The sequence below is a fragment of the Phyllobacterium sp. A18/5-2 genome, assembly GCF_025452215.1.
GTDB lineage: Bacteria > Pseudomonadota > Alphaproteobacteria > Rhizobiales > Rhizobiaceae > Phyllobacterium > Phyllobacterium sophorae.
Window position 1 is genome coordinate 3,232,109 of sequence record NZ_CP104966.1, and the last position, 22,074, is coordinate 3,254,182.

Annotated in this window: 20 protein-coding genes, 1 tRNA gene and 4 pseudogenes; 11 read left to right on the forward strand and 14 right to left on the reverse strand. The window is 58.3% G+C overall.

All coding sequences use genetic code 11. From position 1 onward, the window contains the following. Positions 1–73: 73 nt before the first annotated feature. The 6 genes from N8E89_RS16075 (at position 74) to N8E89_RS16100 (ending at position 5,690) form a co-directional block, all read left to right on the forward strand. Positions 74–1,180, forward strand: coding sequence for an ABC transporter ATP-binding protein (locus N8E89_RS16075; RefSeq protein ID WP_106665231.1), 1,107 nt, complete (start codon positions 74–76; stop codon positions 1,178–1,180). Positions 1,181–1,226: 46 nt separating this feature from the next. After that, the gene (locus N8E89_RS16080) at positions 1,227–2,342 is read left to right on the forward strand and encodes an ABC transporter substrate-binding protein (protein ID WP_106665232.1); all 1,116 of its coding nucleotides are present in this window, start codon (positions 1,227–1,229) and stop codon (positions 2,340–2,342) included. 69 nt (positions 2,343–2,411) lie between these two features. Then, positions 2,412–3,245, forward strand: coding sequence for an ABC transporter permease (locus N8E89_RS16085; protein ID WP_106665233.1), 834 nt, complete (start codon positions 2,412–2,414; stop codon positions 3,243–3,245). A gap of 4 nt (positions 3,246–3,249) precedes the next feature. Next, the gene (locus N8E89_RS16090) at positions 3,250–4,062 is read left to right on the forward strand and encodes an ABC transporter permease (RefSeq protein WP_262260495.1); all 813 of its coding nucleotides are present in this window, start codon (positions 3,250–3,252) and stop codon (positions 4,060–4,062) included. Then, positions 4,059–5,441, forward strand: coding sequence for an FAD-binding oxidoreductase (locus tag N8E89_RS16095; RefSeq protein WP_262260496.1), 1,383 nt, complete (start codon positions 4,059–4,061; stop codon positions 5,439–5,441). The genes N8E89_RS16090 and N8E89_RS16095 overlap by 4 nt, the downstream gene beginning before the upstream one ends. 158 nt (positions 5,442–5,599) lie before the next feature. After that, positions 5,600–5,690, forward strand: a tRNA-Ser gene (locus tag N8E89_RS16100). Positions 5,691–5,860: 170 nt separating this feature from the next. Here N8E89_RS16100 and arsH read toward each other — a convergent pair. The 7 genes and pseudogenes from arsH to N8E89_RS16135 form a co-directional block, all read right to left on the reverse strand. Further along, positions 5,861–6,562, reverse strand: coding sequence for an arsenical resistance protein ArsH (arsH, locus tag N8E89_RS16105; RefSeq protein ID WP_410010384.1), 702 nt, complete (start codon positions 6,560–6,562; stop codon positions 5,861–5,863). 1 nt (position 6,563) lies between these two features. Further along, positions 6,564–6,992 carry an arsenate reductase (glutaredoxin) gene (gene arsC, locus N8E89_RS16110; RefSeq protein WP_210203776.1) on the reverse strand — a complete coding sequence of 143 codons (429 nt, stop codon included), beginning with the start codon at positions 6,990–6,992 and terminating at the stop codon, positions 6,564–6,566. Further along, a complete protein-coding gene (locus N8E89_RS16115; protein WP_106665237.1) occupies positions 6,989–7,696 on the reverse strand; it encodes an aquaporin in 708 nt (235 codons plus the stop codon). The genes arsC and N8E89_RS16115 overlap by 4 nt, the downstream gene beginning before the upstream one ends. Next, a complete protein-coding gene (locus N8E89_RS16120; RefSeq protein WP_162707086.1) occupies positions 7,696–7,836 on the reverse strand; it encodes a hypothetical protein in 141 nt (46 codons plus the stop codon). The genes N8E89_RS16115 and N8E89_RS16120 overlap by 1 nt, the downstream gene beginning before the upstream one ends. A 9-nt stretch (positions 7,837–7,845) precedes the next feature. Then, on the reverse strand, positions 7,846–8,280 hold the full coding sequence (gene arsN2 / locus N8E89_RS16125) for an arsenic resistance N-acetyltransferase ArsN2 (protein WP_410010385.1): 435 nt from the start codon (positions 8,278–8,280) through the stop codon (positions 7,846–7,848). Then, positions 8,254–8,778 (reverse strand): annotated as a pseudogene (locus N8E89_RS16130) (arsenate reductase ArsC); the annotation flags it as partial. The pseudogene N8E89_RS16130 and the gene arsN2, both read right to left, overlap by 27 nt. Next, the gene (locus N8E89_RS16135) at positions 8,771–9,127 is read right to left on the reverse strand and encodes an ArsR/SmtB family transcription factor (protein ID WP_106665239.1); all 357 of its coding nucleotides are present in this window, start codon (positions 9,125–9,127) and stop codon (positions 8,771–8,773) included. The gene N8E89_RS16135 and the pseudogene N8E89_RS16130, both read right to left, overlap by 8 nt. A gap of 43 nt (positions 9,128–9,170) precedes the next feature. Here N8E89_RS16135 and N8E89_RS29370 point away from each other — a divergent pair. Next, positions 9,171–9,281, forward strand: a pseudogene (locus N8E89_RS29370) (IS1595 family transposase); the annotation flags it as partial. A gap of 114 nt (positions 9,282–9,395) precedes the next feature. On the opposite strand, the gene N8E89_RS16140 reads toward N8E89_RS29370, so the two are convergent. Continuing rightward, complete coding sequence (locus tag N8E89_RS16140) at positions 9,396–9,719, reverse strand: hypothetical protein (RefSeq protein WP_162707085.1); 324 nt, start codon at positions 9,717–9,719, stop codon at positions 9,396–9,398. Between the two features lie 393 nt (positions 9,720–10,112). On the opposite strand from N8E89_RS16140, the gene N8E89_RS16145 reads away from it, so the two are divergent. Then, on the forward strand, positions 10,113–11,717 hold the full coding sequence (locus tag N8E89_RS16145; protein WP_162707084.1) for a CYTH and CHAD domain-containing protein: 1,605 nt from the start codon (positions 10,113–10,115) through the stop codon (positions 11,715–11,717). Between the two features lie 60 nt (positions 11,718–11,777). Here N8E89_RS16145 and N8E89_RS16150 read toward each other — a convergent pair whose 3' ends face one another. After that, entirely contained in the window at positions 11,778–11,972 is a 195-nt protein-coding gene (locus N8E89_RS16150) for a hypothetical protein (RefSeq protein ID WP_106665242.1), read from the reverse strand. 251 nt (positions 11,973–12,223) lie between these two features. On the opposite strand from N8E89_RS16150, the pseudogene ppk2 reads away from it, so the two are divergent. Next, positions 12,224–13,145, forward strand: a pseudogene (ppk2, locus tag N8E89_RS16155) (polyphosphate kinase 2). A gap of 166 nt (positions 13,146–13,311) precedes the next feature. Here ppk2 and N8E89_RS16160 read toward each other — a convergent pair. From N8E89_RS16160 to N8E89_RS16175, 4 genes and pseudogenes are all read right to left on the reverse strand, one after another. Next, a pseudogene (locus N8E89_RS16160) lies at positions 13,312–14,488 on the reverse strand (alpha/beta hydrolase). 70 nt (positions 14,489–14,558) lie between these two features. Continuing rightward, entirely contained in the window at positions 14,559–17,609 is a 3,051-nt protein-coding gene (locus N8E89_RS16165; protein ID WP_106667633.1) for an efflux RND transporter permease subunit, read from the reverse strand. After that, on the reverse strand, positions 17,606–18,703 hold the full coding sequence (locus tag N8E89_RS16170) for an efflux RND transporter periplasmic adaptor subunit (protein ID WP_106667632.1): 1,098 nt from the start codon (positions 18,701–18,703) through the stop codon (positions 17,606–17,608). The genes N8E89_RS16165 and N8E89_RS16170 overlap by 4 nt, the downstream gene beginning before the upstream one ends. A gap of 1 nt (position 18,704) precedes the next feature. Continuing rightward, positions 18,705–19,769, reverse strand: a complete 1,065-nt coding sequence (locus N8E89_RS16175; RefSeq protein WP_106667638.1) for an efflux RND transporter periplasmic adaptor subunit — start codon at positions 19,767–19,769, stop codon at positions 18,705–18,707. Between the two features lie 277 nt (positions 19,770–20,046). Here N8E89_RS16175 and N8E89_RS16180 point away from each other — a divergent pair, with 277 nt between their 5' ends. After that, complete coding sequence (locus N8E89_RS16180) at positions 20,047–20,670, forward strand: TetR/AcrR family transcriptional regulator (protein WP_106667631.1); 624 nt, start codon at positions 20,047–20,049, stop codon at positions 20,668–20,670. Positions 20,671–20,712: 42 nt separating this feature from the next. On the opposite strand, the gene N8E89_RS16185 is transcribed toward N8E89_RS16180, so the two are convergent. Beyond that, a complete protein-coding gene (locus N8E89_RS16185; protein WP_106667630.1) occupies positions 20,713–21,321 on the reverse strand; it encodes a TetR/AcrR family transcriptional regulator in 609 nt (202 codons plus the stop codon). Between the two features lie 125 nt (positions 21,322–21,446). Here N8E89_RS16185 and N8E89_RS16190 point away from each other — a divergent pair, with 125 nt between their 5' ends. Next, positions 21,447–22,067: an FMN-dependent NADH-azoreductase gene (locus N8E89_RS16190; RefSeq protein ID WP_262260502.1), complete on the forward strand. Its 621-nt coding sequence runs from the start codon at positions 21,447–21,449 to the stop codon at positions 22,065–22,067. Positions 22,068–22,074: the final 7 nt, after the last annotated feature.

Consider the following 22,074-nt stretch of genomic DNA (forward strand, 5'->3'; position numbering starts at 1 on the left):
TAATATAATTCAATTGTCGGAACCGCAGATTGTGCCTAGGCTCCTGTCAAAATAAGGGGAAAGAGGTCAATCAATGCCTCAAAGCATTCAACTGGGCGATGCGAAAGCCGCCGAGATCAAGGCTGTATCGATTGGCAAGACATTTGGCGCTTTTCATGCGCTGAGGAATCTCTCGCTCGACATCGGTCGCGGCGAATTTTTGACCCTCCTTGGACCATCCGGATCGGGCAAGACGACCTTCTTGATGATCCTTGCCGGCTTCACCGCGCCGACCACTGGGCGACTGATGATGGACGGCAAGGATATCACCAATGTGCCTGCCGAAGATCGCTCCTACGGCATGGTGTTTCAGGGTTATGCGCTCTTTCCGCATCTGACGGTCGAACAGAACATCGCCTTTCCGTTGAAAGTCCGGGGGCGCTCCTCAGCCGATATCAAGCGCAAGGTCGGTGAGATGGTGCAGCGCGTCGGCCTCACCGGCCATGAGACGAAGCTTCCGGCCAAGCTCTCCGGTGGCCAGCAGCAGCGGGTGGCCCTGGCCCGCGCCCTCGTCTTCGAACCCTCGGTTCTGCTGCTCGACGAGCCTTTCTCTGCACTGGACAAGAACCTGCGTGAAATGATGCAGCAGGAAGTCAAGCGGCTGCATGAAGAGACCGGAACGACCTTCGTCTTCGTTACCCACGACCAGTCCGAAGCGCTTGCCCTTTCCTCGCGCGTCGCCATCTTCAACCATGGCGAACTGTTGCAGGTGGGCAAGCCGCAGGACGTCTACGAGCGCCCCGAAAGCCGTTTCGTTGCCGAGTTTCTCGGCGAAATCAATCTCTTGCCGTTGGATGCTCTACGGCTTGAAGGCGATCGCGCGGCAGGCCAATTCGAGGAGCGGACGATCGTTCTGAACAGGACCATGGCCATGACCGGACCAAATGCAGTGGCGGCCGTACGTCCCGAACATATGGTCATTTGCACGGGTCCGCAGAATGGCGACCGCAATGCCATCACCTGCCGGGTCGAGGGCGCGACCTATTTCGGCGCCTCGACCAAATACCATTTGAAGACACGTAGGGGCACCAGCCTGGCGGTTTCAATGCCAACTGCCGCGACATCGCCCATCGCACCGCAAACAGATGTGTGGGTGTCCTGGCCGGTGCATCAGGGCTTTTTGCTGCCTGCCGGAGGTTAAGCGGCAGCATCAGGAATGTGACAATAACAATCCAGAGGGAAACAAAATGGATAACGCATTTCAAAAAGACTGCCTCGAGATACTGGCCAGCAAGGTCGAGAATGGTGAAATCAGCCGGCGGCGTTTCACGCAGATGGCGGCGATGCTGCTTGCCGGAGCGCCCGCACTTCTGCGTTCGACCAAATCCTCCGCCCAGGCCAAGGAGCTTGTCCTGGTCAATTGGGGCGGCGATGCCATGACCGCCTATGACAAGGCCTATGGTCAGCCCTTCACCAAGGAGACGGGCATTCCCGTCAAGATGGACGGCTCTGGCCCGACGGAAGGCGCCATCACTGCCCAGTTCAAGAGCGGTAAGCCGAGTTGGGACCTGCTGGACATAGACCCGTTCTCCGGAATATCGCTCGGCAAGCAGGGGATGCTTGAGGAAATCGATTATAAAATCGTCGACAAGAGCAAGATGCGGCCAGGCTTCGGCTGGGATCATGCTGCTTCGACTTATTTCTTCTCCTATATCATTGCCTATGACTCTTCGAAATTCGGCGACCAGGTGCCGACCGGCATGGCCGACTTCTTCGACGTCAAAAAATTCCCCGGCAAACGATCGCTCTACAAGTGGGGATCGGCGATGTGGGAAGCAGCTCTACTCGCCGATGGAGTTGCACCTGAGAAACTTTACCCGCTGGATCTCAAGCGCGCGCATGACAAGATCGCGGCGTTCAAGGAAAACGTCGTGGCCTATTGGGGCGGCGGCGCCGAAAGCCAGTCAGTGCTGATGGACGGCGAAGCGTCGATGGCGATCATCTGGTCCACACGGGCACAACTGCTCGAACAGGATTCCGGCGGCAACATCAAATTCATCTGGGATCAGGGCCTGATTTCGCCCGGCGCGCTTGGCGTAATGAAGGGCAATCCCGGCGGCAAGGACAATGCGATGAAATTCATAGCAAGCGCCCAGACGCCGGAACGCCAGCTGGAAATGTTCAACCTGCTCGGTCAGGGTCCAGCCAATCCGGCGACCGATGCGCTGATCCCGGCCGACAAAAAGCGGGTGAACTGCGTCGATCCGGCCAATATGACGAAGCAGATCCCGCTCAATATGGAATGGTATGCTGAAAACTACGGCAAGGCGTTCGACGAATATACGAAAGTCATCTCGGCTTGAGGCGCGCGGCGCGAGAGTGAACGCTCTCGCGCCGCTTCGTTGACTTTTTCACCACACGAAGGACTCTGAATGACCGGGAAGTCAGCCACCTCCAGAAAAATGTTGCTGTTGGCACCGCTGCTGCTGTTCCTCGGGCTTGCCTATGTGGTTCCCTTTCTTGGTGTTGTTCGCTGGAGTTTCACGCTGCCGGAGCCGGGGGTGGGCCAATACCGCGCGCTGCTCACCGACCCCCTCGTCCAGTCGGTTTTCGCCCGCACCCTGCGCATCTGCCTGGTCGTGACCGCCGCAACACTCGTCATGGCCTATGCCATCGCCTATGTCTGGGTGCGCGGCAGTTCGGTGCAGCGCATGCTGGCGGAGTTCTGCATCCTCGTCCCCTTTTGGATCTCGGTTTTGACGCGCGCCTTCGGCTGGCTGGCAATGTTGTCGAACCGCGGTCTTATCAACACATGGTTGCAGTCCGCCGGCATCATCAGCGAACCTCTGGCGCTGGCACGCAACGAGCTCGGTGTCATCATCGGCATGACGCATTTTCTCATTCCCTTTGCGGTGTTCCCGATTGCCTCAGCTATGCGCAGTATCGACGAGCGTGTCCTGCTGGCGGCACGCGGCATGGGTGCATCGCGTATCCGCATCTTCTGGACCGTCTTCGTACCGCTCACCTATGGCGGACTGATCGGCGCGGCGCTTATCGTCTTCGTCTTCGCGCTCGGCTTTTTCGTCACGCCGGCCATCCTCGGCGGCGGCCGCAGCGTCATGGTGGCGGAACTCGTTTATCTGCGCATTTTCCAGAGCCCGGATTGGGGTCTCGGTGCGGCCATCAGCGTCGTTCTGGTGCTGTTCATCGGCGTGCTCCTCGCGCTGATGCGGCGCTTCATCAAACCTGCGCACCTGGTGGGATAGGATCATGCCATCATCCCGTCCCGGCCCCGTTCTGCTCATCGCCGCAACAGCTGTCGCCCTGTTCCTGCTGATGCCGCTGATTGCCGTCGTACCGGTATCGTTCACACCGGCACGCTTTCTCTCCATGCCGTCCGGGACCCTGTCGCTGCGGCACTATCAGGCGTTGATCGATAATCCGGCCTGGGGCCAAAGCATCCTGCTCAGCCTGCGCATCGGCATTCTGTCGAGTGCCATCGCAACGGCGCTGGCCACCATGTTCGGGCTCGGTATCTGGATGTTCCAGCCGCGATTTGCTGCGGTACTGATCGGCTTCGTGCTCCTGCCACTGGTGGTACCGCCCGTTGTCTCCGCCATGACGCTGTATTTCCTGATGACCACCCTTTCGGCTTTCAACAACTGGATCGGCTATGACACCTGGCTCGGCGTTGCATTGGCGCATGCCGTGATGATCACGCCGTTCGCGGTCGTCCTCATCCTGGTTGCCCTTTATCAGGTCGACCGCCGCATCGACCTTGCTGCGCGCGGCCTTGGCGCCAATCTGGCGACACGCGCCTTCAGGATCATCATCCCCAATATCAAGTTCGGCATCGCGACGGCCGCGCTGTTGTCTTTCGTGCTTTCGTGGGAAGAGATCGGTGTCACCCTGTTTATCACCAGTGTAAACGCCATCACCCTGCCCCGCCTGATGTGGATGGGGCTGCGCGACAATATCGATCCGGCAATCGCCGCCATCTCCGTCTTGCTGATCGTGATCACGGCGGTCATACTTGGCTTTCAGATCTTCATCGAAAGACGCGGAGCGTCAGAACCCCAATGATCGCCGGCGACATTCTAGCTGACCTGCGTGAAATCGTGGGGGCAAGCGGCCTGAAGACCGGCGACGCGCTCAGTGTTCTTGATCCCGGGGCCGACCAGCACAATCTCGACGCCGGTGTCATGGTAGTCCCGCAAAATACCGCGCAGGTCGCATCCATCCTTCGTTTTTGCAACGAACACCGCATTGCCGTCGTGCCGCATGGCGGGCGCACAGGATTGGCAGGTGGCGCCGTATCGGCGATTGGAGAAATCATCCTGTCGCTCTCCGCCTTGAACAGGATCAGATCCCTCACCGCTTCCGCCGGCACCGCCATCGTCGAAAGCGGTGTCACACTGCAGGCGTTGCAAGAGGCTGCAGCGCGGGTGAACCTTTCCACCGGCATCGATATAGCTTCGCGCGGCAGCGCCACGATTGGCGGCATGATCTCGACCAATGCTGGCGGCATGGATGCTTTCCGTCATGGCGTCATGCGTCAACGCGTGCTTGGCCTCGAAGTCGTACTGCCGGATGGTTCCATCATGAGCGACATGGCACAGGTCACCAAATCCAACGAAGGGTACGACCTCAAGCAATTGTTCGTTGGCGCGGAAGGCACACTCGGGGTCGTCACACGCGCCGTCATCAGGCTTGCACCTGGCGACGAATTCACCGCCACGGCGCTCGTTGCGTGCCCCTCCGCAACCGATGCAGTCGCACTATTCCAAACACTGCAGCGCAATCGCAGCCTTAATCTCCTGCGCGCGGAATTTATGGCGCGGGAGTATTTTGCGCTGGCTTCGAGCAACCTCGGTCCCGCTTCATTGGCTGCCTTCACCCGTGCGCCCGCCTACATCATTATTGAGAGCGATGCTACCGATCAGCAAATTGCGCAAACGGCGCTGGAAGAGGCGCTGGCGGCAGCGATCGACGCAGGTCTTGTCCTCGATGCGATCCTCGCCCAAAGTGAGAAAGAGCGGAACGAAATCTGGAACATTCGCGAAGACAGCAATGTGGTCACGCGCGTCTGTCCGCACGGCTACTGGTTCGATATTTCCATTCCCTTGCAACATCTTGAAAGCTGGTTGACGCAATTCAACAACGGCATCGCCGCGTTAGGATCCGATATAAAAGGCTTCGCATTCGGCCACCTGGGCGATGGCAACCTGCATATCGGTGTTGCAGGTGAAACCGCAAAACCCGACAAAGACAAAATAAAATCAATTGTCTACGCAAATATACGCGAGACAGGCGGATCATTTTCCGCCGAGCACGGAATTGGACTCGAAAAGAAGCCGGAATTGCATGCGCTCATCGATCCGGTGAAGCTCAGGCTCATGCAGTCGATCAAGCAGATGATCGATCCCAACGGCATCATGAATCCAGGAAAGATCATTGGATAAGGAGCTTACTCGCCCAATCTCCGGAACAACCCGTCAATTAACCTCAATGGAGCAGGTTGACGCCGCAATTCGAAAAGCTATAAAGGCCGCGTGTAACGCACTGGAAACCAGAGTCTGGTTGTTCGCCCGTTGAAAAGCGGCAAGCGCTATACGAGGCTGGAAGAGTGGCCGAGTGGTTTAAGGCAACGGTCTTGAAAACCGTCGTGCGGGGAACCGTACCGTGAGTTCAGAATCTCACCTCTTCCGCCAGTTACCGATATAAGTGCGAACCTTTGGATCATTTGCAGATGTCGCCATTTTTGGCAATCGGCGTGGCGGGCGTTGACCTGTTGCCCTTCTTGCCGTCGTTGAACTGCTCGATTGTGATGGCTCGCGCCAGCAACTGAGGTCACAAGGTGGTCAAAAAGTGCGGAGGAAATTCAAACCGCACTCTTGAGATTGACGCGCTTTTCCAAGTCGGCTGCACTTTCCTTGCGCTCGCTGTATCGATCCGTCAGGTATCCGGAAGTATCTCGTGTCAGTAGAGTAAATTTGACCAGTTCCTCCATCACATCGACGACGCGATCATAATAGGCCGACGGCTTCATGCGGCCGTTCTCGTCGAACTCCTGGTAGGCTTTGGCCACCGATGATTGGTTGGGAATCGTGATCATCCGCATCCAGCGCCCGAGCACCCGCATTTGGTTGACGGCATTGAACGATTGCGAACCGCCTGACACCTGCATGACCGCAAGCGTACGCCCTTGGGTGGGCCTGATCGAACCCATTGCCAGCGGTATCCAGTCGATTTGCGATTTCATCACACCTGTCATCGCTCCGTGGCGTTCCGGACTGGTCCAGACTTGGCCCTCCGACCACAGAGATAGTTCGCGCAGTTCCTGCACCTTCGGATGGTCGACCGGCGCGTCGTCAGGCAACGGCAACCCGGCCGGATCGTAAATGCGGGTTTCGGCTCCAAAATGCTCCAGCAGCCGCGCCGCCTCTTGCGTCAGGAGCCGGCTATATGAGACTTTCCGCAACGATCCATAGAGAAGCAAAATGCGCGGACAGTGCGTGGATCGCGGAGGAGAAAGCTTCGATGGTTCCGGCACCTGCAGCGCATCGGATTGAATATTCGGCAGATCAGCCAACACGCTTTCCTTCGGTATCGATTACGACCTCGCCATCTTCCTTTGTGAACGCCCCCTGTTGCGACCTTGGCAGAATGTCGAGGACCACTTCCGACGGCCGACTGAGACGCACACCTTTCTCCGTGACGACAAAAGGACGATTGATCAAGATCGGATGGGCTTCCATCGCGTCGAGCAGTTGCTCGTCGGTCAACGTCTTGTCATCCAGACCGAGTTCGGCATACGGGGTGCCTTTTTCGCGGATGGCTTGCCGGACCGTCAGTCCGGCTCTGCGGATCAAGTCTTTGAGCTCCTGACGGCTGGGTGGCGTTTTTAGATATTCGATGACGATCGGTTCGATGCCCACATTGCGGATGAGAGCCAATGTGTTGCGGGACGTGCCGCAAGACGGATTGTGGTAGATGGTGACGTTCATGGTCATTCAGCACCTTTCAGGTTGTTGAGCGCTTGGGTGGCGGGTTTCTGATCTGTCAGTATCCAACTGGCCAGCGCCATAGCCAGCAGAGCGCCGAGGAACTCTGCAATAATGAAGCCAGGCAAATCGGCGGGCCGGATGCCCGCGAAGGTGTTCGACAGGGCCCGTGCGATCGCGACGGCCGGATTGGCAAACGATGTCGAGGCCGTGAACCAGTAGGCGGCGGTAATGTAGAGTCCGACCAGCCAGGGTATTGCATCCGGCCGGAAGCGGAGGCCGGCAAGAATGGTAAAGACGAGTCCGAAGGCCGCCACGGCTTCCGCAAGCCACTGTCCCGTCCCGGTGCGAACCGTGGCCGAAACTTCGATGATTGGAAGTTCGAACATCGCGTGGGCTATGAGTGATCCGGCCATGCCACCCGCGATCTGGGCAACGATATAGAGAAATGATGCATTCGCCTCGATATCCCGCCGTAGCGCGAAGACCATCGTCACCACCGGATTGAAATGCGCGCCCGAGATTGGTCCGAGGATGGTGATCAGCACCACCAGGATCGCGCCAGTGGGGATCGTATTGCCGAGCAGGGAAAGTGCCACATCGTTGGTCAGTCGGTCGGCCATGATTCCCGAACCGACGACAGTGGTAACGAGCATCGCCGTGCCGAGTGCTTCTGCCGCGAGGCGGCGGGACAGGTCGGGTATTACAGCCATTAAGCCACCTTCGGCAGATTGCGGCCAATTTCGGACGAACAGATGGCTTGAGATATGTCCGCCATCGCATGGCCGAGCATGATACCGAGGACGTTGCACGAGGACACACACAGCGGGAGATAACGGTCGAATTCGAACATTGTATCTCCTTAGAGGGAAACGCGTCGGGTCAATACTAACGCCGTCGAAGGACAGAGACTGGAGGCCTGAGGAGTAGCCAGGATTTCAGATGGTGCCGCTGCCCTGTCGACGACGTGGAAGCCCAACTTGCCAAAAAACGGCGCAATGTCGGTCGTCAGCAAATAGCCTGACTCCGCACCCTCCGCTTCTGCGAGGCGAAGCAACAGACGCGTGATAGCACTGCCGTGACCCTTTTTCCGCAGCTGTTCTGGCACTGCGATTGAGCGCAGCAGAGCATTCTTGCCGTAAATTTCGATGCCGCCATAGCCGATGGCAGCGCCGTTCTTGTCGAAGAAGCGAAAAAATGTTCCGCTCGACTCATTGAGATCTTCGACTGGGAGCGACGCAGCGCGCAGCGCGTCCCTAAAGGCAACGTCGGATGCAGAAATCTCGTGGGCTTCGATCTTTTCGCGACGGCCAATGGCCTGCAGCTGTGTTGTTAGCCACAAATGGTCGATAGAGTCCAACGGCAGGTTTAGAAACGCGCCGATCCGGTTCTTCATGTAGCGTGCCGCCAATGAAAACGCAGTCTCCTTTTCGATATCGGTTCCCTCGACCACGGCCGGATCCTCGATACCCCAATGAGCCGTGACGGGCTGACCCGGCCAGACCGGGCACGTTTCGCCTGCGGCGGTGTCGCAGACCGTAAAGATGAAATCCATCTTCGGAGCGCCCGGGACAGCGAATTCATCCCAGCTTTTCGATCGAAAGCTTTCAGTTGGATAGCCGAGCGCGTCAAGAACCTTCAGCGCGAACGGGTTCACTTCACCCTTCGGCTGGCTTCCTGCGGAGAAAGCCCGAAAGCGGCCCTTGCCTTCCTTGGTCAAAATGGATTCAGCGAGGATCGAACGAGCAGAATTCCCAGTGCAGAGAAAGAGGACATTGTAGACATGGTCAGCCATTGAATCTCTCCTTGGGCGGACAACACGGAACGATGTCGGCGATGAGCGGTGCGCAGATATCCGGATGTCCGGCACAGCAATCCCTCAGAAGGAAATTGATCGCCTCGCGAAGGTTCTCGAAGTTGACCCGGTAAATGATCGAACGGCTCTGCCGTTCCGAAGAGATCAATCCTGCCCTAGACAGGATCGCAAGATGCGTCGACATGGTGTTCTGAGGCACGTCGAGAATTCGGGAGACTTCGCCGGCTGCGATCCCGTCGGGCTCATGCATGACGATGAGCTTGAACGCATCCATGCGAGTAGGTTGTGCAAGAGCCGAAAAGGCTTCGATGGTGCGATCTTTTTCCATATATCGGGATTTACCGATATTATGCTAGGCCGTCAAGGTTCTTCGGCTCGAGTCGCGGCTATGGGCGGAATCTTCGGCTTGCGGCCGCCAGACCTCCCTGATTGCCGGGACAGTGATGCATGGGAGGCGTCTGCCGCTTAGGACGTGGTTTCTGGTGCCTACCGGTGTGGGACCCGCAGCGGTGCTCAATTAATCGAGAAGAATGAAGCAGTGTCCTCCGTGTTGTTCATTTGTCGTTCAGGGGACAGAGCGTATGTTTAATTTTCAGTTAACATGTTGAATGCCTTCCGAAGCTTGGACCTTCGATTGGAGGACAAAATGAGAAGATTGATTTCAGGACTTTGCGCAGTCCTGCTGACGGCCGGGACGTTTGGCGTCGTCGAAACGCCAAGCGCTGCACCGCTGATAATTCAGCCACCGTTGGAAACGACAACTGCTCCAGTTGCGAACGGTGAGAAAGTCCACTACCGTCGATACTATCATCGTCATTGGAATCGTGGCCGCCACCTTGGATGGAACCGTCGATATTATCGTGGTCGCTATTATCGCCGTCCGTATTATCGCCCATACCGCCCATACTATTATCGACCATACTATGATCCCTACTAGGCGATCCGTATTATTATGGTCGCAGAAACGGCGTTTACCTTGAATTCAACCTAAGGTGAGCAGAGCGCCTCGACGAGGTTTCTAGCCAAAAGGCTGGAAGTTAGATTAAGCATGTGCCCGCTCCACCTTTTGATGCAGCGGGCACGAATGAGAGCGTCAAGTCGGCGAACATTCCTTCGATTTATATGTCATCTGCTTAACGTTATCCCGAGCGTCCGGCGAACAGCCAGAGCAACTCTTTACGACTCAGGCCGCGTTCAAGCTGTCTGATGCTTCTGGTCGGGCTGATCACGGACCGAAAGCCAATTTACCTTTTCCAAAGCTCAGTCAATTCGGTACCATGGTCCGGTTCATAAGGGATGTGGGTAGCGGCATAATGGTGGTGTCTGTCGATAACGCAGAAAATCGGCCCGAGACGGGGAAAACCGCTTCTCAGCAACAGCAGTCTGTTCCGGTCGAGACCGAGTTGAAACTGCATTGTGATCCCGAGACGCTAGTCCAATTGAGAAATTCACCCGTTATCCTTCAGTTCTCACGCAACAAGGGAAATTTCCGGCGGCTTGAAGCGACGTACTACGACACGGCAGATTATCAACTACTTTGTGCCGGCCTGACCCTCCGTGTTCGACGCAGCGGAAGGCGTTATGTGCAAACGATTAAACGCCTGTCAGACAAGGATCGGCTTTCCCGCGACGAATGGGAAGCCTCCGTGGCGGCGCTTCAACCTGATCTTGGCGCATTGCCGACCGCCGAAATCGACGAGATTTTCAGCAAGATCACCGTCAATCAGTTGGTGCCGATTTTTATCACCAAGGTTCGGCGGCATACGATCGCTGTTGACTTAACCGATGGACAAATCGAGGTGGCCTTCGATGAAGGATTGATCGAGGCAGGAGCCCTGCAGGAGCCTATATCGGAGATCGAACTCGAATTGAAACAGGGCAAGGCCGCGACTCTTTACCAGCTTGGACTGGCATTGATGGATGTTTCCTCGCTGCGTGTCGCAACGCAGTCGAAATCGGCCCGCGGCTATGCCCTTGCTTTAGGCAGTCAACCCGCTGCCTGTAAGGCGGGTAAGTCTAATTTGCGCGGCGGTGAGACTGTCGACGAGGGGATCGCCACGTTGTTGTCAGCATGCCACAACCAGATCCTGGCAAATCTTTGCCCGGCCGCAATCGGACGAGAACCGGAAGCTGTTCACCAACTGCGCGTCGCCTTGCGGCGACTGCGCGCGGCGCTTTACCTGTTGCGCCGCGAATTTGATGCTCCGTCGCTGCAGGCGCTCGACACGCAAGCCCAACGCTTTGCCCACGGGTTGGATTCAGCGCGGAATTGGGATGTCTTTATCGGCTCGACGCTTCCGGCGATCGAAAAGGCAGGCCTCGTTGACATTGAATTTTCAGGTCTGCATGCGAATTCCATGCCCTTTCATGACCAAGCGTACCTGCAGGTGCGGGAGGCAATCTCCGACCGCCAAACCAACCGTTTCCTATTGTCGCTGGGGCTCGCCATCGAACAACGAAGCTGGCGCAGCGATATCGAAAGTAAGGATCTCGCCACATTGGCTGACCCCATCGAGACGCTCGCGGCGCGCGTCCTTGCCGGGCTTGAGCGCAAGGCAAGAAAGCGCGGACGTCATTTTCGTCATATGCAACCGGAAGCACGACACAAATTACGGATTCTGTTGAAGAAATTTCGTTACGCGATGGAATTTTTCCAGCCGCTCTATGGCAATCAGGCGGCCACCCAAAAATATCTCAAGTCCCTCTCGCGACTGCAGGACGCACTCGGCGTGGCTAACGACATCCAGACCACGCGGGGATTGTTATCCGATGTGCGTGAAACGACAGAGGATTCCAACGTGCAACGTGCGATTGGCGCAGTGATTGGCTGGCAGGGCCATGTTGCGATTTCCGGGGCCGGCGGATTGAACAGATGCTGGCGCAAGTTTCTGCACACCAAATCGTTCTGGCCGCACTGACCCGCCTGATGCAAGACCCCTAATCCCGATAATTCATTCAGAATGACCGCTTGGAGGGTGCTATCTGTCCTTGCCCATGGCAATCGGTTTGCTGTCGGCATCCGCAAGCGCTGTCTTGACCGCGTTGAGAAACTCCTCGGGGCTATCGATAGAGACCGTGACACTCTTTGCTTTGTTGAAAGCATTCAGCCCGGAAAGCTTGAGCTGCCCGGTGTCCTGATCGTATCTCATTTCCTGTAGTTCTCTGAGGCGCATCTTCTCTTCCAATTGTCACGACGGGCGTCACATATCCGCAATGTCTCTGTCACAATCAAGAGTCGAAACGGTAAATCACGCCCGTTTTGGCCGCTACAGGCTTCAGGACCAAGCTGCAGGCGGAGCCTGCCTTCGAGCCGCTGGATCGACGGCACGGTTTTGATCACGACAAAACTTTAAATTACCGTCACGCGATCATGGCATAAAGGGATAAAACGGGCGCAACAGTTGGCCAAATTTGGAGTGGTGCGATGACTTATTCGAAGGACAAGGGCGAAAATACGGATTGGCTGGAAGCAGAGCTCGCCGATACGCTCGACGAGGACTACGAACTCGAACTTTCCGAACCGGCGCTATCGGAGGAAATCCGCAAGATCTATCGCAAGGCGCATCCGCCATCGATGCCGCGCATAGACTATTTCCGCGCCTTGCTTTCGCTGCAGGCAGAGCTGATCAAGCTGCAGGACTGGGTCGCTTATCACAAAGAGAAGGTCGTCGTGATCTTCGAGGGGCGCGATTCTGCCGGCAAAGGCGGTGTCATCAAGCGGATCACCCAGCGGCTGAATCCGCGCATTGTGCGGGTGGTGGCGCTGCCTGCCCCGTCCGACCGCGAAAAAGACCCAGTGGTATTTCCAGCGCTATGTGCCGCATCTGCCTGCCGGCGGCGAGATCGTGCTCTTCGACCGCTCATGGTACAACCGCTCGGGCGTCGAGCGGGTCATGGGATTTGCCACCGAAGACCAGGTTGCGGAATTTTTCCATGATGTACCCGAATTCGAACGCATGCTGGTGCGCTCCGGCGTCCGTCTGGTGAAGTATTGGTTTTCCATCACCGACGAAGAGCAGCAGATGCGGTTTCTTGTGCGCATCCACGACCCCTTGAAGCAGTGGAAACTGTCACCCATGGATCTGCAATCGCGCGTGCGCTGGGAAGCCTACACCAAGGCCAAGGAAGAGACCTTCGCCCGCACCAATATTCCCGAAGCGCCGTGGTATATCGTCGAGGGCAATGACAAGAAGCGGGCCCGCCTGAATTGCATGGATCATCTCCTGCAACAAATTCCCTATGAGGATGTTCCACACGAGGACATCACGCTGCCCCAGCGGGTGTTCAATCCAGACTACGAGCGAAAGGTCTTGCCGCCGGAACTCTACGTCCCCTCAAAATACTGATCGGGTTGGGAAACAGGCCGCCGAAGCATAAATGATCGCTGCCGCTGGCACCTTCGCGTGGCAAGTTAATGGGCGTCCCGTCTACGACTACTACCGCTCTAGCGATTTCGTAACCCTTGGTTCGCCCGTTGTGGACATTCCCCATTCGGAGTGATCGGACATGACTTCAATACGAGATCTGACCGTCCACGAGCTGCCCGGTCGATGGGGAAAGTTCGCGTTTCAACACGTCGCGAGCCTCGCCGCTGATGACCGAGACCGGAGCGGCAACGGCCACACGGGCCGCCGACCCGGCAAAGTTGGCAGCCGCCACCCCCGCGCGATCCGCGAATGACGCCTCTCGTCCCGATAGCGATTGCCCGGCCAGCCGTCTCCCAAGCAGGCGTACGATCTCAGGACTATCGGCAAAGGCATTGTGGCCGAGCGGATCGTTCGAGGCGATGGCGCTCGTGTCGATGACCGAAACGCCAAGTTTATCAAGTACAGAGGCATATGGTTTGAGATCTGCACCACCGACGCGGTCGACGCCGCCGGAGAGCCAGCCAGAGACCTCCAGAGCCTTGTCGCGCGTCGATGTCAGGATCGCAAAATGCGGCCGTTTTGGTCCCATTTCGATGAACTGGCGGCGAAACACATCGATATCGATGTCTGGCGATGCAAGGATGACATTTTTGATCTTGGCCGGGATAGATTTTTCGCGCATGGCAACCCCGCGCAGTGCCTCCGCCGCGAGCCAGGTCCCCATCGAATGCGCGAGGATGGTTACGTCGTCGACATCGGGGCTCCGGGTCGCCTGAAGGATCAGGTCCTCCAGGGCTCGTCGCGAGTAGTTGGCGCTTTCCTTGTCATAAAGGTAGTCGAAAACCCGCGCCCGCGATGGCCAGGCGAAGAGAATTGGTGCCGCATCGGTGCCCGAGGTCGTGAACGATCTGGGCGAAGCGAAAGACGGCGTCGGCGTAGGTATTGTTGAAGCCATGGACAAAGATGAGCACCTGCCGCTTGGCGTTACGGTTCTTGCGAAACCACTTGAAAGCCTGTCCTTCCGTCGCAACCTTGCCGGCTTCAAGGACTGCAAACTCCTTTTGCGGATTCGGCGGTAGGCGTGAGGGCCATTGCACCTTGCCGATCTTGCGGTTTCGATCTGGAGGAATGGAGACGGAGACGTTGTTGAGCGAGATCGCCGTTCCGCGCTCGCCCGAATAGAGCCGACCGGGATCGTCCGATGATTTGCGCGTCGTCGCTACCAGCATGTTCACCCGGCTGGCATCGCTTGCGGTCACGGCCACTTGAGGCTGCAGGACGTTTTCCACCCGGGTCGCGCATCCGGTTATGGCGATGCACATGAGCACCGCCACCGAAAGCAGTTGAGGAGCGCATCTTCGAAAGAGGGCGGAAGACATTCTGGCGTCCATCTCAGTGCTCCTCGATCTCACGCGGTATCCGGAACCAGGCGACATAAAGCGCCGGCAGGAAAAGTAGCGTCAGCGCCGTTCCCACGACGATGCCGCCCATCATTGCGTAGGCCATCGGTCCCCAGAAGATCTCGTGCGAGATAGGGATCAGCGCCAAGGTCGCCGCAGCCGCGGTCAGCATGATCGGCCGCATGCGATGTTCGGTCGCCTCGACGACCGCCTTCCATGGCGACATTCCCTCCGCTCGCAATTCCTCGATCTGCACGATCAGGATCACCGAGTTGCGGATGAGGATTCCGACGAGCGCGAGCACGCCAAGGAGGGCAACGAAGCCGAGCGGGGCATGGCTCAGATAAAGGGCCGCGACCACGCCGATGAGGGCCAATGGGGCAACAGAGAACACCAGGAACAGCCTGTGGAAGCTCTGAAGCTGCACCATCAGCAGTGTTGCCATGACGAGGAGCATGGCCGGGATGACGCGCGCGATCGGACCTTGCGATTTGGCACTTTCCTCGACTGCGCCGGCGACTTCGACGTGATAGCCTGCCGGCAACGTCTTTTCGAACGCCGCAATCTTGTCGGTGAGCGCTTTGACAATGGTTGCCGGCTGCGTCGTATCGCTGATCCCGGCCTTGACGGTGATCGTCGGGAGCCTGTCGCGCCGCCAGACCGTCGGCTGTTCGAGCTCATAGCGGAACGTTGCGACCGACGACAATGGCACCGGCTGGCCGCTGCTGGCTTGGAGCTGCAGGTCGAGCAGCGTGCCGATCGAGCCGCGCTCCTTTTCCGCGGCACGGCCGACGACATCGACGAGATAGATGTCGTCTCGGACCTGCGTGACCGAGTCTCCTTGAACGACGGTGTTGAGCGCCATGGCGATGTCCTGGGACGAGACGCCAAGCTGGCGCGCCTTGTCCTGCATCACGTCGATCTTCACAACGCGCGCCGGTTCATTCCAGTCAAAGGCAAGGTTCTTGAGGGAAGGATTGGTGCCGACGACAGACCCCAGTTTTTGTGCCAGATCACGCACCGTCTGAAGATCCTCGCCGGACACGCGGTACTGAATCGGCTTGCCGACGGGGGGTCCGATTTCGAGGAGCTTCACATAGGCGTCAGTTCCGGGAAAGGTCTTCTGAAGGTAAGCTTCGACGTCCTTCTTCAGCTTGTCGCGGACATCGAGCCCTTTGGTGACGATGACGGTCTGCCCGAAGGCAACGTCGGCCGGCTGGACATCGAAGGAAAGAACGAAGCGGGGCGCGCCCCGTCCGACATAGGTCGACCAATGCTCGACCGCAGGGTTGCCGGCTAACACCTCGCGCTCGAATTGCCCCATCTGACCGCCTGTTTCGGCAATCGAACTGTTCTGCGGCAGGTTCCAGTCAATGATGAGTTCCGGACGGTCGGAGCTCGGGAAGAACTGCTGCTGCACCATCGACAGGCCGACGACCGATCCGGCAAAGAGGAGAACCGTGGCGATGATCGTCATCCAGCGCCAGCGCAGGCAGAATTGTAGCAAGCGCGAAAATACCTTCGCGGACCGGCCCTTGTGTTGTGCATGCTTCTTCATCGACTTGGGCAGCAAGGTCACGCCGATAAGGGGCGTGAACACTACAGCAACGATCCAGGATACGATGAGTGATACGGCGATGACGACGAAGAGGGTGAAGGTGAACTCGCCGGCGCTGCTTTTGTTGAACGCGACCGGGATGAATCCCGCGACGGTCACGAGCGTGCCGGTGAGCATCGGGAAGGCTGTGGACGTGTAGACATAGGTAGCCGCCTTGGTGAGACTGTCACCCAATTCCAGACGTGCCACCATCATCTCAACCGCGATCATGGCGTCGTCAACGAGAAGGCCGAGCGCGATGATGAGCGCTCCGAGCGAAATCCGCTGCAGCGAAATGCCAAAATAGAGCATCACCATGAAGGTGATGGCCAAAACGAGCGGAATAGCGATCGCCACGACAAGCCCCGCACGGAACCCGAGACTGATGAAACTGATCGCAAGCACGATGGCGACCGCCTCGAACAGCGCTTTTGTGAAGCCTCCCACTGCCTCGTGAACCACCTCCGGCTGGTCGGAGACCTGTTCGACCGAAACGCCAATGGGAAGATCCTGAACGATCCTGGTCATGGTCTTTTCCAGCGCTTCGCCGAAGGCCAGCAGGTTTCCGCCTGTCTTCATGCCAATCGCCAACGCGATTGCCGGCTTCCCGTTGAAGCGGAAAAGAGAGCTTGGCGGATCGACGTAGCCGCGACTGATGCTGGCGACGTCGGTCAGCGCAAAGAAGCGGTCGTTTACCCTCAGATTAATGCCGCGCAGGGTATCTTCGGAGAGAAATCGGCCGCCGACGCGCAAGGCGATGCGCTCCGGACCCGCCTCGACGAAACCGGACTGTGTCACGGCGTTTTGCGCTTGCAGTGCCGAGATGATTGCGGCGCGGTCGAGGCCAAGGGCAGCGATCTTGCGGGTTGAGAACTCGAGATAAATAACCTCGTCCTGCTCGCCGACGATGTCGACCTTGCCCACATCCGGTAGTTTGAGGATCTGGGTTCGGGCGTTCTCGGCGAAATCACGCAACTCCCGCTGACTTAGCCCGTCGTCGCTAAAGGCAAAAATATTGCCGTAGACGTCGCCGAACTGATCATCGAAGAACGGACCAACCACCCCTTGGGGGAACTCGTGCCTGATATCGTCAATCAGGTTGCGGACCCGCGACCAGGTCGGCTTGACGTCCTGCGCGTTCGTCTTCGGCAGCAGATCGACGAAGACGATCGTCTGTCCGGCGGTGGTGATACTGCGGGTATGCTCGAGATTGTCGAGTTCCTGCAGCTTCTTTTCGATGCGGTCGGTGACCTGCTGCGTCACTTCCTGGGCGGACGCGCCGGGCCACTGGGCCTGGATCACCATCGTTTTAATTGTGAAGGACGGGTCTTCCTCGCGGCCGAGGGCCATGTAGGCATACGCGCCGGCCACTGCGAAGATGATCATAAAATACCAGACGAGCGAGCGATGCTCGAGTGCCCAGTCTGAAAGGTTGAACTTGTTCACGGGCGCTGCTCCTGTTGTGTTCTCACGGCCTGCCCCTCGGCCAGCTGGTTGACGCCCGCGACGACCACTTCTTCTCCGTCCTTGAGCCCAGAGAGGACCCGGATGGAGCGGACGCCAGTCGGGGAGATGTCGAGTCGTACGGGTCTGAGTGAAACGGTGTGGGTTGCGGGGTCGACAACCCAGACACGGTCAGTGCCATCGCTCTTGACGAGCGCCGTTGCAGGCAGCACGACGGGCAGCCCCTGTTGCGCCTTTGGCGGCGTAGCGGTGACCACCGAACCAAGACGGAAAACATCCGGTGCTTTATCGATGGCGATTTTCAGCCTGTGGGTGCGGGTACCGGCATCGGCCTGCGGGCCGATCTCGCGCAGGACGCCTGAGGTCCGCAGCGTGTCATCGAGCTGGAGGGCGATGTCGAAATGGTCGCCCACGCGCACAGACCGGAGATACTCTTCCGGAACGTCGACGATCACGTCACGCTGGTCAAGGCGAGCGAGTGTGAGGACTGGCTCGCCGGCGGTTGCCGTCTGTCCGACTTCAACGGACGTGGCCGCCACAACACCATCGAACTCGGCCTTGAGCTCGGCATAACCAAGCTGCTCACGTGCCTTAGCGAGGCCGGCATTGGCCTTTGCCACGTTAGCCTGCGCCGATTTCAACTCCTGCTCGGCAAGATCCAGATCCGCGGCACTCGCGGCGCTCGTCGACGCCAGCCTCTGCTTGCGCTCCTGCGTCAACAGGGCGTTCCCACGGTGCGCTTCAGCGCTGCGCAGATCGGCTTCGGCGCTGCGGACGGCGAGTTCAAGCGCGAGCGGATCAATCCCGGCCACGACGTCGCCGGCACGCACGAGGTCGCCCACACCCGCTTTGCGTGATACGACGCGCCCCAACGTGCGGAATGCGAGATCGGTTTGCACTCCCGCCTGGACGACGCCAGGAAAGCGCACTGTCTGCGCCTGCGTTGCGCTGGCGGCTACGGACTTGACGGGGCGCGGTCCAGCCAGCTCGCCAGAGCTGGCGTCCTGATTGCAGCCGGCAAGAAGAGCGACTAACGCAAGGACTGAAATCGAGCAATGAAAGCGGCAATGGGACATCTTATTTGTCCTCCCAGGCCACGGTTTGACCTTCCTTGAGAAACTTTCCTCCCTCGGTGATGATCAGGTCCTGCGGGGCGATACCGCCGGACGCGATCACGTCGCGATCGCGGTATCTTGCGACTGCGATCTTCCGGAGTGAGACAGAACTGCTGCCCGGGGCGACGAGCCACACGGCGGGCTCGCCTTTGGCGGAGGCGATAGCGCTCGCAGGCAAAACGATCCCCTGGCGTGGCGGCGAGCGGAACTCGCCGACAACGGGCGTGCCGAGCGGCCATTGCGCATCTTCGGGGAGTGCCACCTTGATACGGATGGTTCCGGTTCTCGTGTCGATGAAGGGAGAGACCTCCCTCACCGTCGCCCGCGCTCCGGGGGTGCGATCCGACACCGGTGCAACATCGACACCGGATAACGGCTGACCTTCGAGGAAAAAGGCCTCGAAGATATTGAAAACGGCGTCCCGGGGCCCGTTATGGGCAAGTGTGAAGGCGGGCTGCGCCGCCGACACCACCCGGCCCACCTCGATGTCCCGCGCGGTTATGATCCCGTCGGCGTCGGCTTTCAGTTTGGTGTAGGAAAGAGCATCCTCCGCCGTCCCCAGCGCCACTTCGGCAGCTTCCAGGGAGGCCCGCGCCGTGCGCAGCTCCTTATCAGCCTCATCAAAAGTGGCCTGGGAGATGGACCGCGAGCGCAGCAGCGCCTCATACCGCTCGTAAGTCAGCGTCTTCTGCGTGGCGACCGCTTGCGCCGACTGCAGCCCCGCCCTTGCGACTTCCACATCGGCACGCTGTTCGCTGTCATCGAGGCGGGCGAGAATGTCGCCGGCGTGCACGGGTGAACTGACGTCGACAAAGCGCTCAATCACCCTGCCGCTTACCCGGAACGAAAGGTTCGACTGGATCCGGGCCTTGACCTCGCCGGTGATTTCCGCTCGCGGCTGATATTCGGCGAGCGAGGCGTGAATGGCGCGGACATGCTGCGGCGGCGGTGCGACTTCTGCTTTGTCTTCGCAGGCGGCGAGTTGGACGCAGGCGAGACCGATTCCAATAAGACGTATAGGCTGCATTTTTTGCTCCATTACGGTTTGCAACCAAAAAGGTATGAGCCAGGGGCGCAGCTCAGCCTCAGCGATAGGGTTCGAGGTTTTTATGGTGTGAGAAATCCTACGCCTGCCAGCGGCGGATCAACATTTCAGTGACTATTAAGTCATTTCGAACTTATAGTCAATATGAAATAGGCGCATGGGTGCTATGCAAGAGAATGGAAATGTAAATCTCTCCGGCTTCGAACTGGCCTTTCAGGTCAATATGACTTACTTGTAGGTAGAATTTTGAGGAATCACGATGGCAAACATCAACCTGATCCGCCGAGCCGAAATTGGACGCGAAAAGCGCGTAAAAACCCGTGCGCAGCTTGTTGAAGCTGCCAATGTTCTGTTTGCCGGACGGGCTGTGGAATCCGTCACGGTGGATGACGTGGTTCAGGAGGCAGGCGTCGCGAAGGGAACGTTCTACACTCATTTTGATAGCCTGGAAGCATTGGCCGCGGCGGTCGCGGAGGAATTGGTCCAGTCGTTCGATGAACTGCTGCAGCCGGGCCGGACCGCCCTCACCGAGCCTGCCCTGCGCATTGCCTTCGGCTGTAGAGCATTCATCGACAAAGCCCTCAATGACTCCCGATGGGCCGCAGTGGTCGCAAGGATGACAGCAACCAATCCGCAAAGCGGCGACAACATCCGCCGCCGTCTCCTCGAGGACCTCCAACACCTGTCTCAGGAAGCGCCGGCGGCGGAACTGAACGTCGAGATTGTCGTCGGGATTATGCTCCACATGTTGCGCGTGATCGGTGAAGACAGACTGTCCTCGTTCGACCCTGATGCTGTCATCAGTGCCATCTTGCGCGCGATTGGCCTCAGCGCCCAGCAGGCGGGATCGGTACTCAAGCGCCTGCCAGCCGCTGGCATGTAGTAGTCTTGGTCAGCAAGGATAGACTGGCCGGACAAAGCGCCATCATGTCGATAGGGATAATCCCTCAGGCGGAGCGCTCCCGAGTGCTCGAAGCGCCGCCTGCAAGGCCTTGCGAGTCAAATCAGGCGTTGGGGCTCGCTCGAAAGTGCCTCGTGTCACCTGGAGCCAAATTCCGACGAAGATGTCAGTGGCGAGTTCCGGGTCCAGCACGGCCATGTGTCCTTGTCTTATCGCTTCGGCGATATCGGCCGTAAGCTTTTTGCGAACTCCGCCGCCGAACTTGTTCGGCTTTTGCGAGGTTTGAACTACCAGCCGCGCCCAGGCAGTATCGGAAAGCGCCTTTTCCAGGGATTGCGCAAATGCAAAGGACAGGCGCGCGACCGGATTGCTTAACCCCGCATGAGGAGGTGCCAGCACCTCGTCAAAGCTCCGTTCCAGCTGCACATTCACCGCAGCAATCAACTCCTCGACGTTGCCGAAGTGATAGTAAAACGTGCCCTTGGCGAGGCCCGCCGCCTCTGCCACGGCATCCAAGGTCAGCGCAGCCCCTTCCGCAAGCAGCGTCGCTCCCGCGTTGAGGATATGTGCGCGGGTCCTCTCGCGCCGGTCGCGTCCGATTTTTGCCCTCCGTGCCAGATCAATCTTCGCCATTAGCCATCCTCTATCCAAATGTCATATTGACCTTTTAGTCGAAATGACATAAAAGTGCAATTAAGATAACGGGCGACTGTCCCATTGTTATGAAATCCTGTTGCTACACAGGTGTGAGGTTATTGATGCCATCCCTTCTTCATCTCGATTCCAGCATACTCGGCGAAAACTCGGTGAGCCGGGCGCTTTCGGCGGCGGTGGTCGCACGGATCCAGTCTCTCGATCCGATGACTGAAGTGGTCTATCGCGATCTTGCGGCCCAACCGATCCCGCACCTGTCGGGCAAATACGTCGGCGTGGTCCGGGCGGGCTTGGATGTCGGCCAGGATGCTGCATTAAAGACGGACCTTGCGCTTGGGGCAAACGTTCTAGAGGAGTTTTTGACCGCAGACACGGTCGTTCTCGGCGTCGCGCAGTACAATTTCAGCGTGCCCAGCCAGCTGAAGGCATGGATCGATCGCATCGCCGTCCCCGGCAAGACCTTCCGTTACACGGAAAAGGGACCCGAAGGCCTGCTTGGCAGCAAACGCGTCATCATAGCGCTGGCGCGCGGCGGCTTTTACGGACCGGGCTCCCCCGCCGAGAATTTTGAGCACACGCTGAGTTACTTGAGGAGCGTGTTCGCCTTCGTCGGCATCGTTGATCCGGAAGTCATCACTGCCGACGGCGTTAATATCAGCGCTCGGCAGCGCGAGGTATCGCTAAAGGCGGCGCAGGCGGAGATCGGTACCCTTGCGATAGCATAAGTGTTCC

Excerpts from the sequence above, each read along its gene's own strand:
- N8E89_RS16075 (WP_106665231.1), top strand. The coding sequence starts at position 74 with ATGCCTCAAAGCATTCAACTGGGCGATGCGAAAGCCGCCGAGATCAAG.
- N8E89_RS16080 (WP_106665232.1), top strand. The coding sequence starts at position 1,227 with ATGGATAACGCATTTCAAAAAGACTGCCTCGAGATACTGGCCAGCAAG.
- N8E89_RS16085 (WP_106665233.1), top strand. The coding sequence starts at position 2,412 with ATGACCGGGAAGTCAGCCACCTCCAGAAAAATGTTGCTGTTGGCACCG.
- N8E89_RS16090 (WP_262260495.1), top strand. The coding sequence starts at position 3,250 with ATGCCATCATCCCGTCCCGGCCCCGTTCTGCTCATCGCCGCAACAGCT.
- N8E89_RS16095 (WP_262260496.1), top strand. The coding sequence starts at position 4,059 with ATGATCGCCGGCGACATTCTAGCTGACCTGCGTGAAATCGTGGGGGCA.
- arsC (WP_210203776.1), bottom strand. The coding sequence starts at position 6,992 with ATGACCATGAACGTCACCATCTACCACAATCCGTCTTGCGGCACGTCC.
- N8E89_RS16115 (WP_106665237.1), bottom strand. The coding sequence starts at position 7,696 with ATGGCTGTAATACCCGACCTGTCCCGCCGCCTCGCGGCAGAAGCACTC.
- N8E89_RS16120 (WP_162707086.1), bottom strand. The coding sequence starts at position 7,836 with ATGTTCGAATTCGACCGTTATCTCCCGCTGTGTGTGTCCTCGTGCAAC.
- N8E89_RS16135 (WP_106665239.1), bottom strand. The coding sequence starts at position 9,127 with ATGGAAAAAGATCGCACCATCGAAGCCTTTTCGGCTCTTGCACAACCT.
- N8E89_RS16140 (WP_162707085.1), bottom strand. The coding sequence starts at position 9,719 with ATGGTCGATAATAGTATGGGCGGTATGGGCGATAATACGGACGGCGAT.
- N8E89_RS16145 (WP_162707084.1), top strand. The coding sequence starts at position 10,113 with ATGGTGGTGTCTGTCGATAACGCAGAAAATCGGCCCGAGACGGGGAAA.
- N8E89_RS16150 (WP_106665242.1), bottom strand. The coding sequence starts at position 11,972 with ATGCGCCTCAGAGAACTACAGGAAATGAGATACGATCAGGACACCGGG.
- N8E89_RS16170 (WP_106667632.1), bottom strand. The coding sequence starts at position 18,703 with ATGTCCCATTGCCGCTTTCATTGCTCGATTTCAGTCCTTGCGTTAGTC.
- N8E89_RS16175 (WP_106667638.1), bottom strand. The coding sequence starts at position 19,769 with ATGCAGCCTATACGTCTTATTGGAATCGGTCTCGCCTGCGTCCAACTC.
- N8E89_RS16180 (WP_106667631.1), top strand. The coding sequence starts at position 20,047 with ATGGCAAACATCAACCTGATCCGCCGAGCCGAAATTGGACGCGAAAAG.
- N8E89_RS16185 (WP_106667630.1), bottom strand. The coding sequence starts at position 21,321 with ATGGCGAAGATTGATCTGGCACGGAGGGCAAAAATCGGACGCGACCGG.
- N8E89_RS16190 (WP_262260502.1), top strand. The coding sequence starts at position 21,447 with ATGCCATCCCTTCTTCATCTCGATTCCAGCATACTCGGCGAAAACTCG.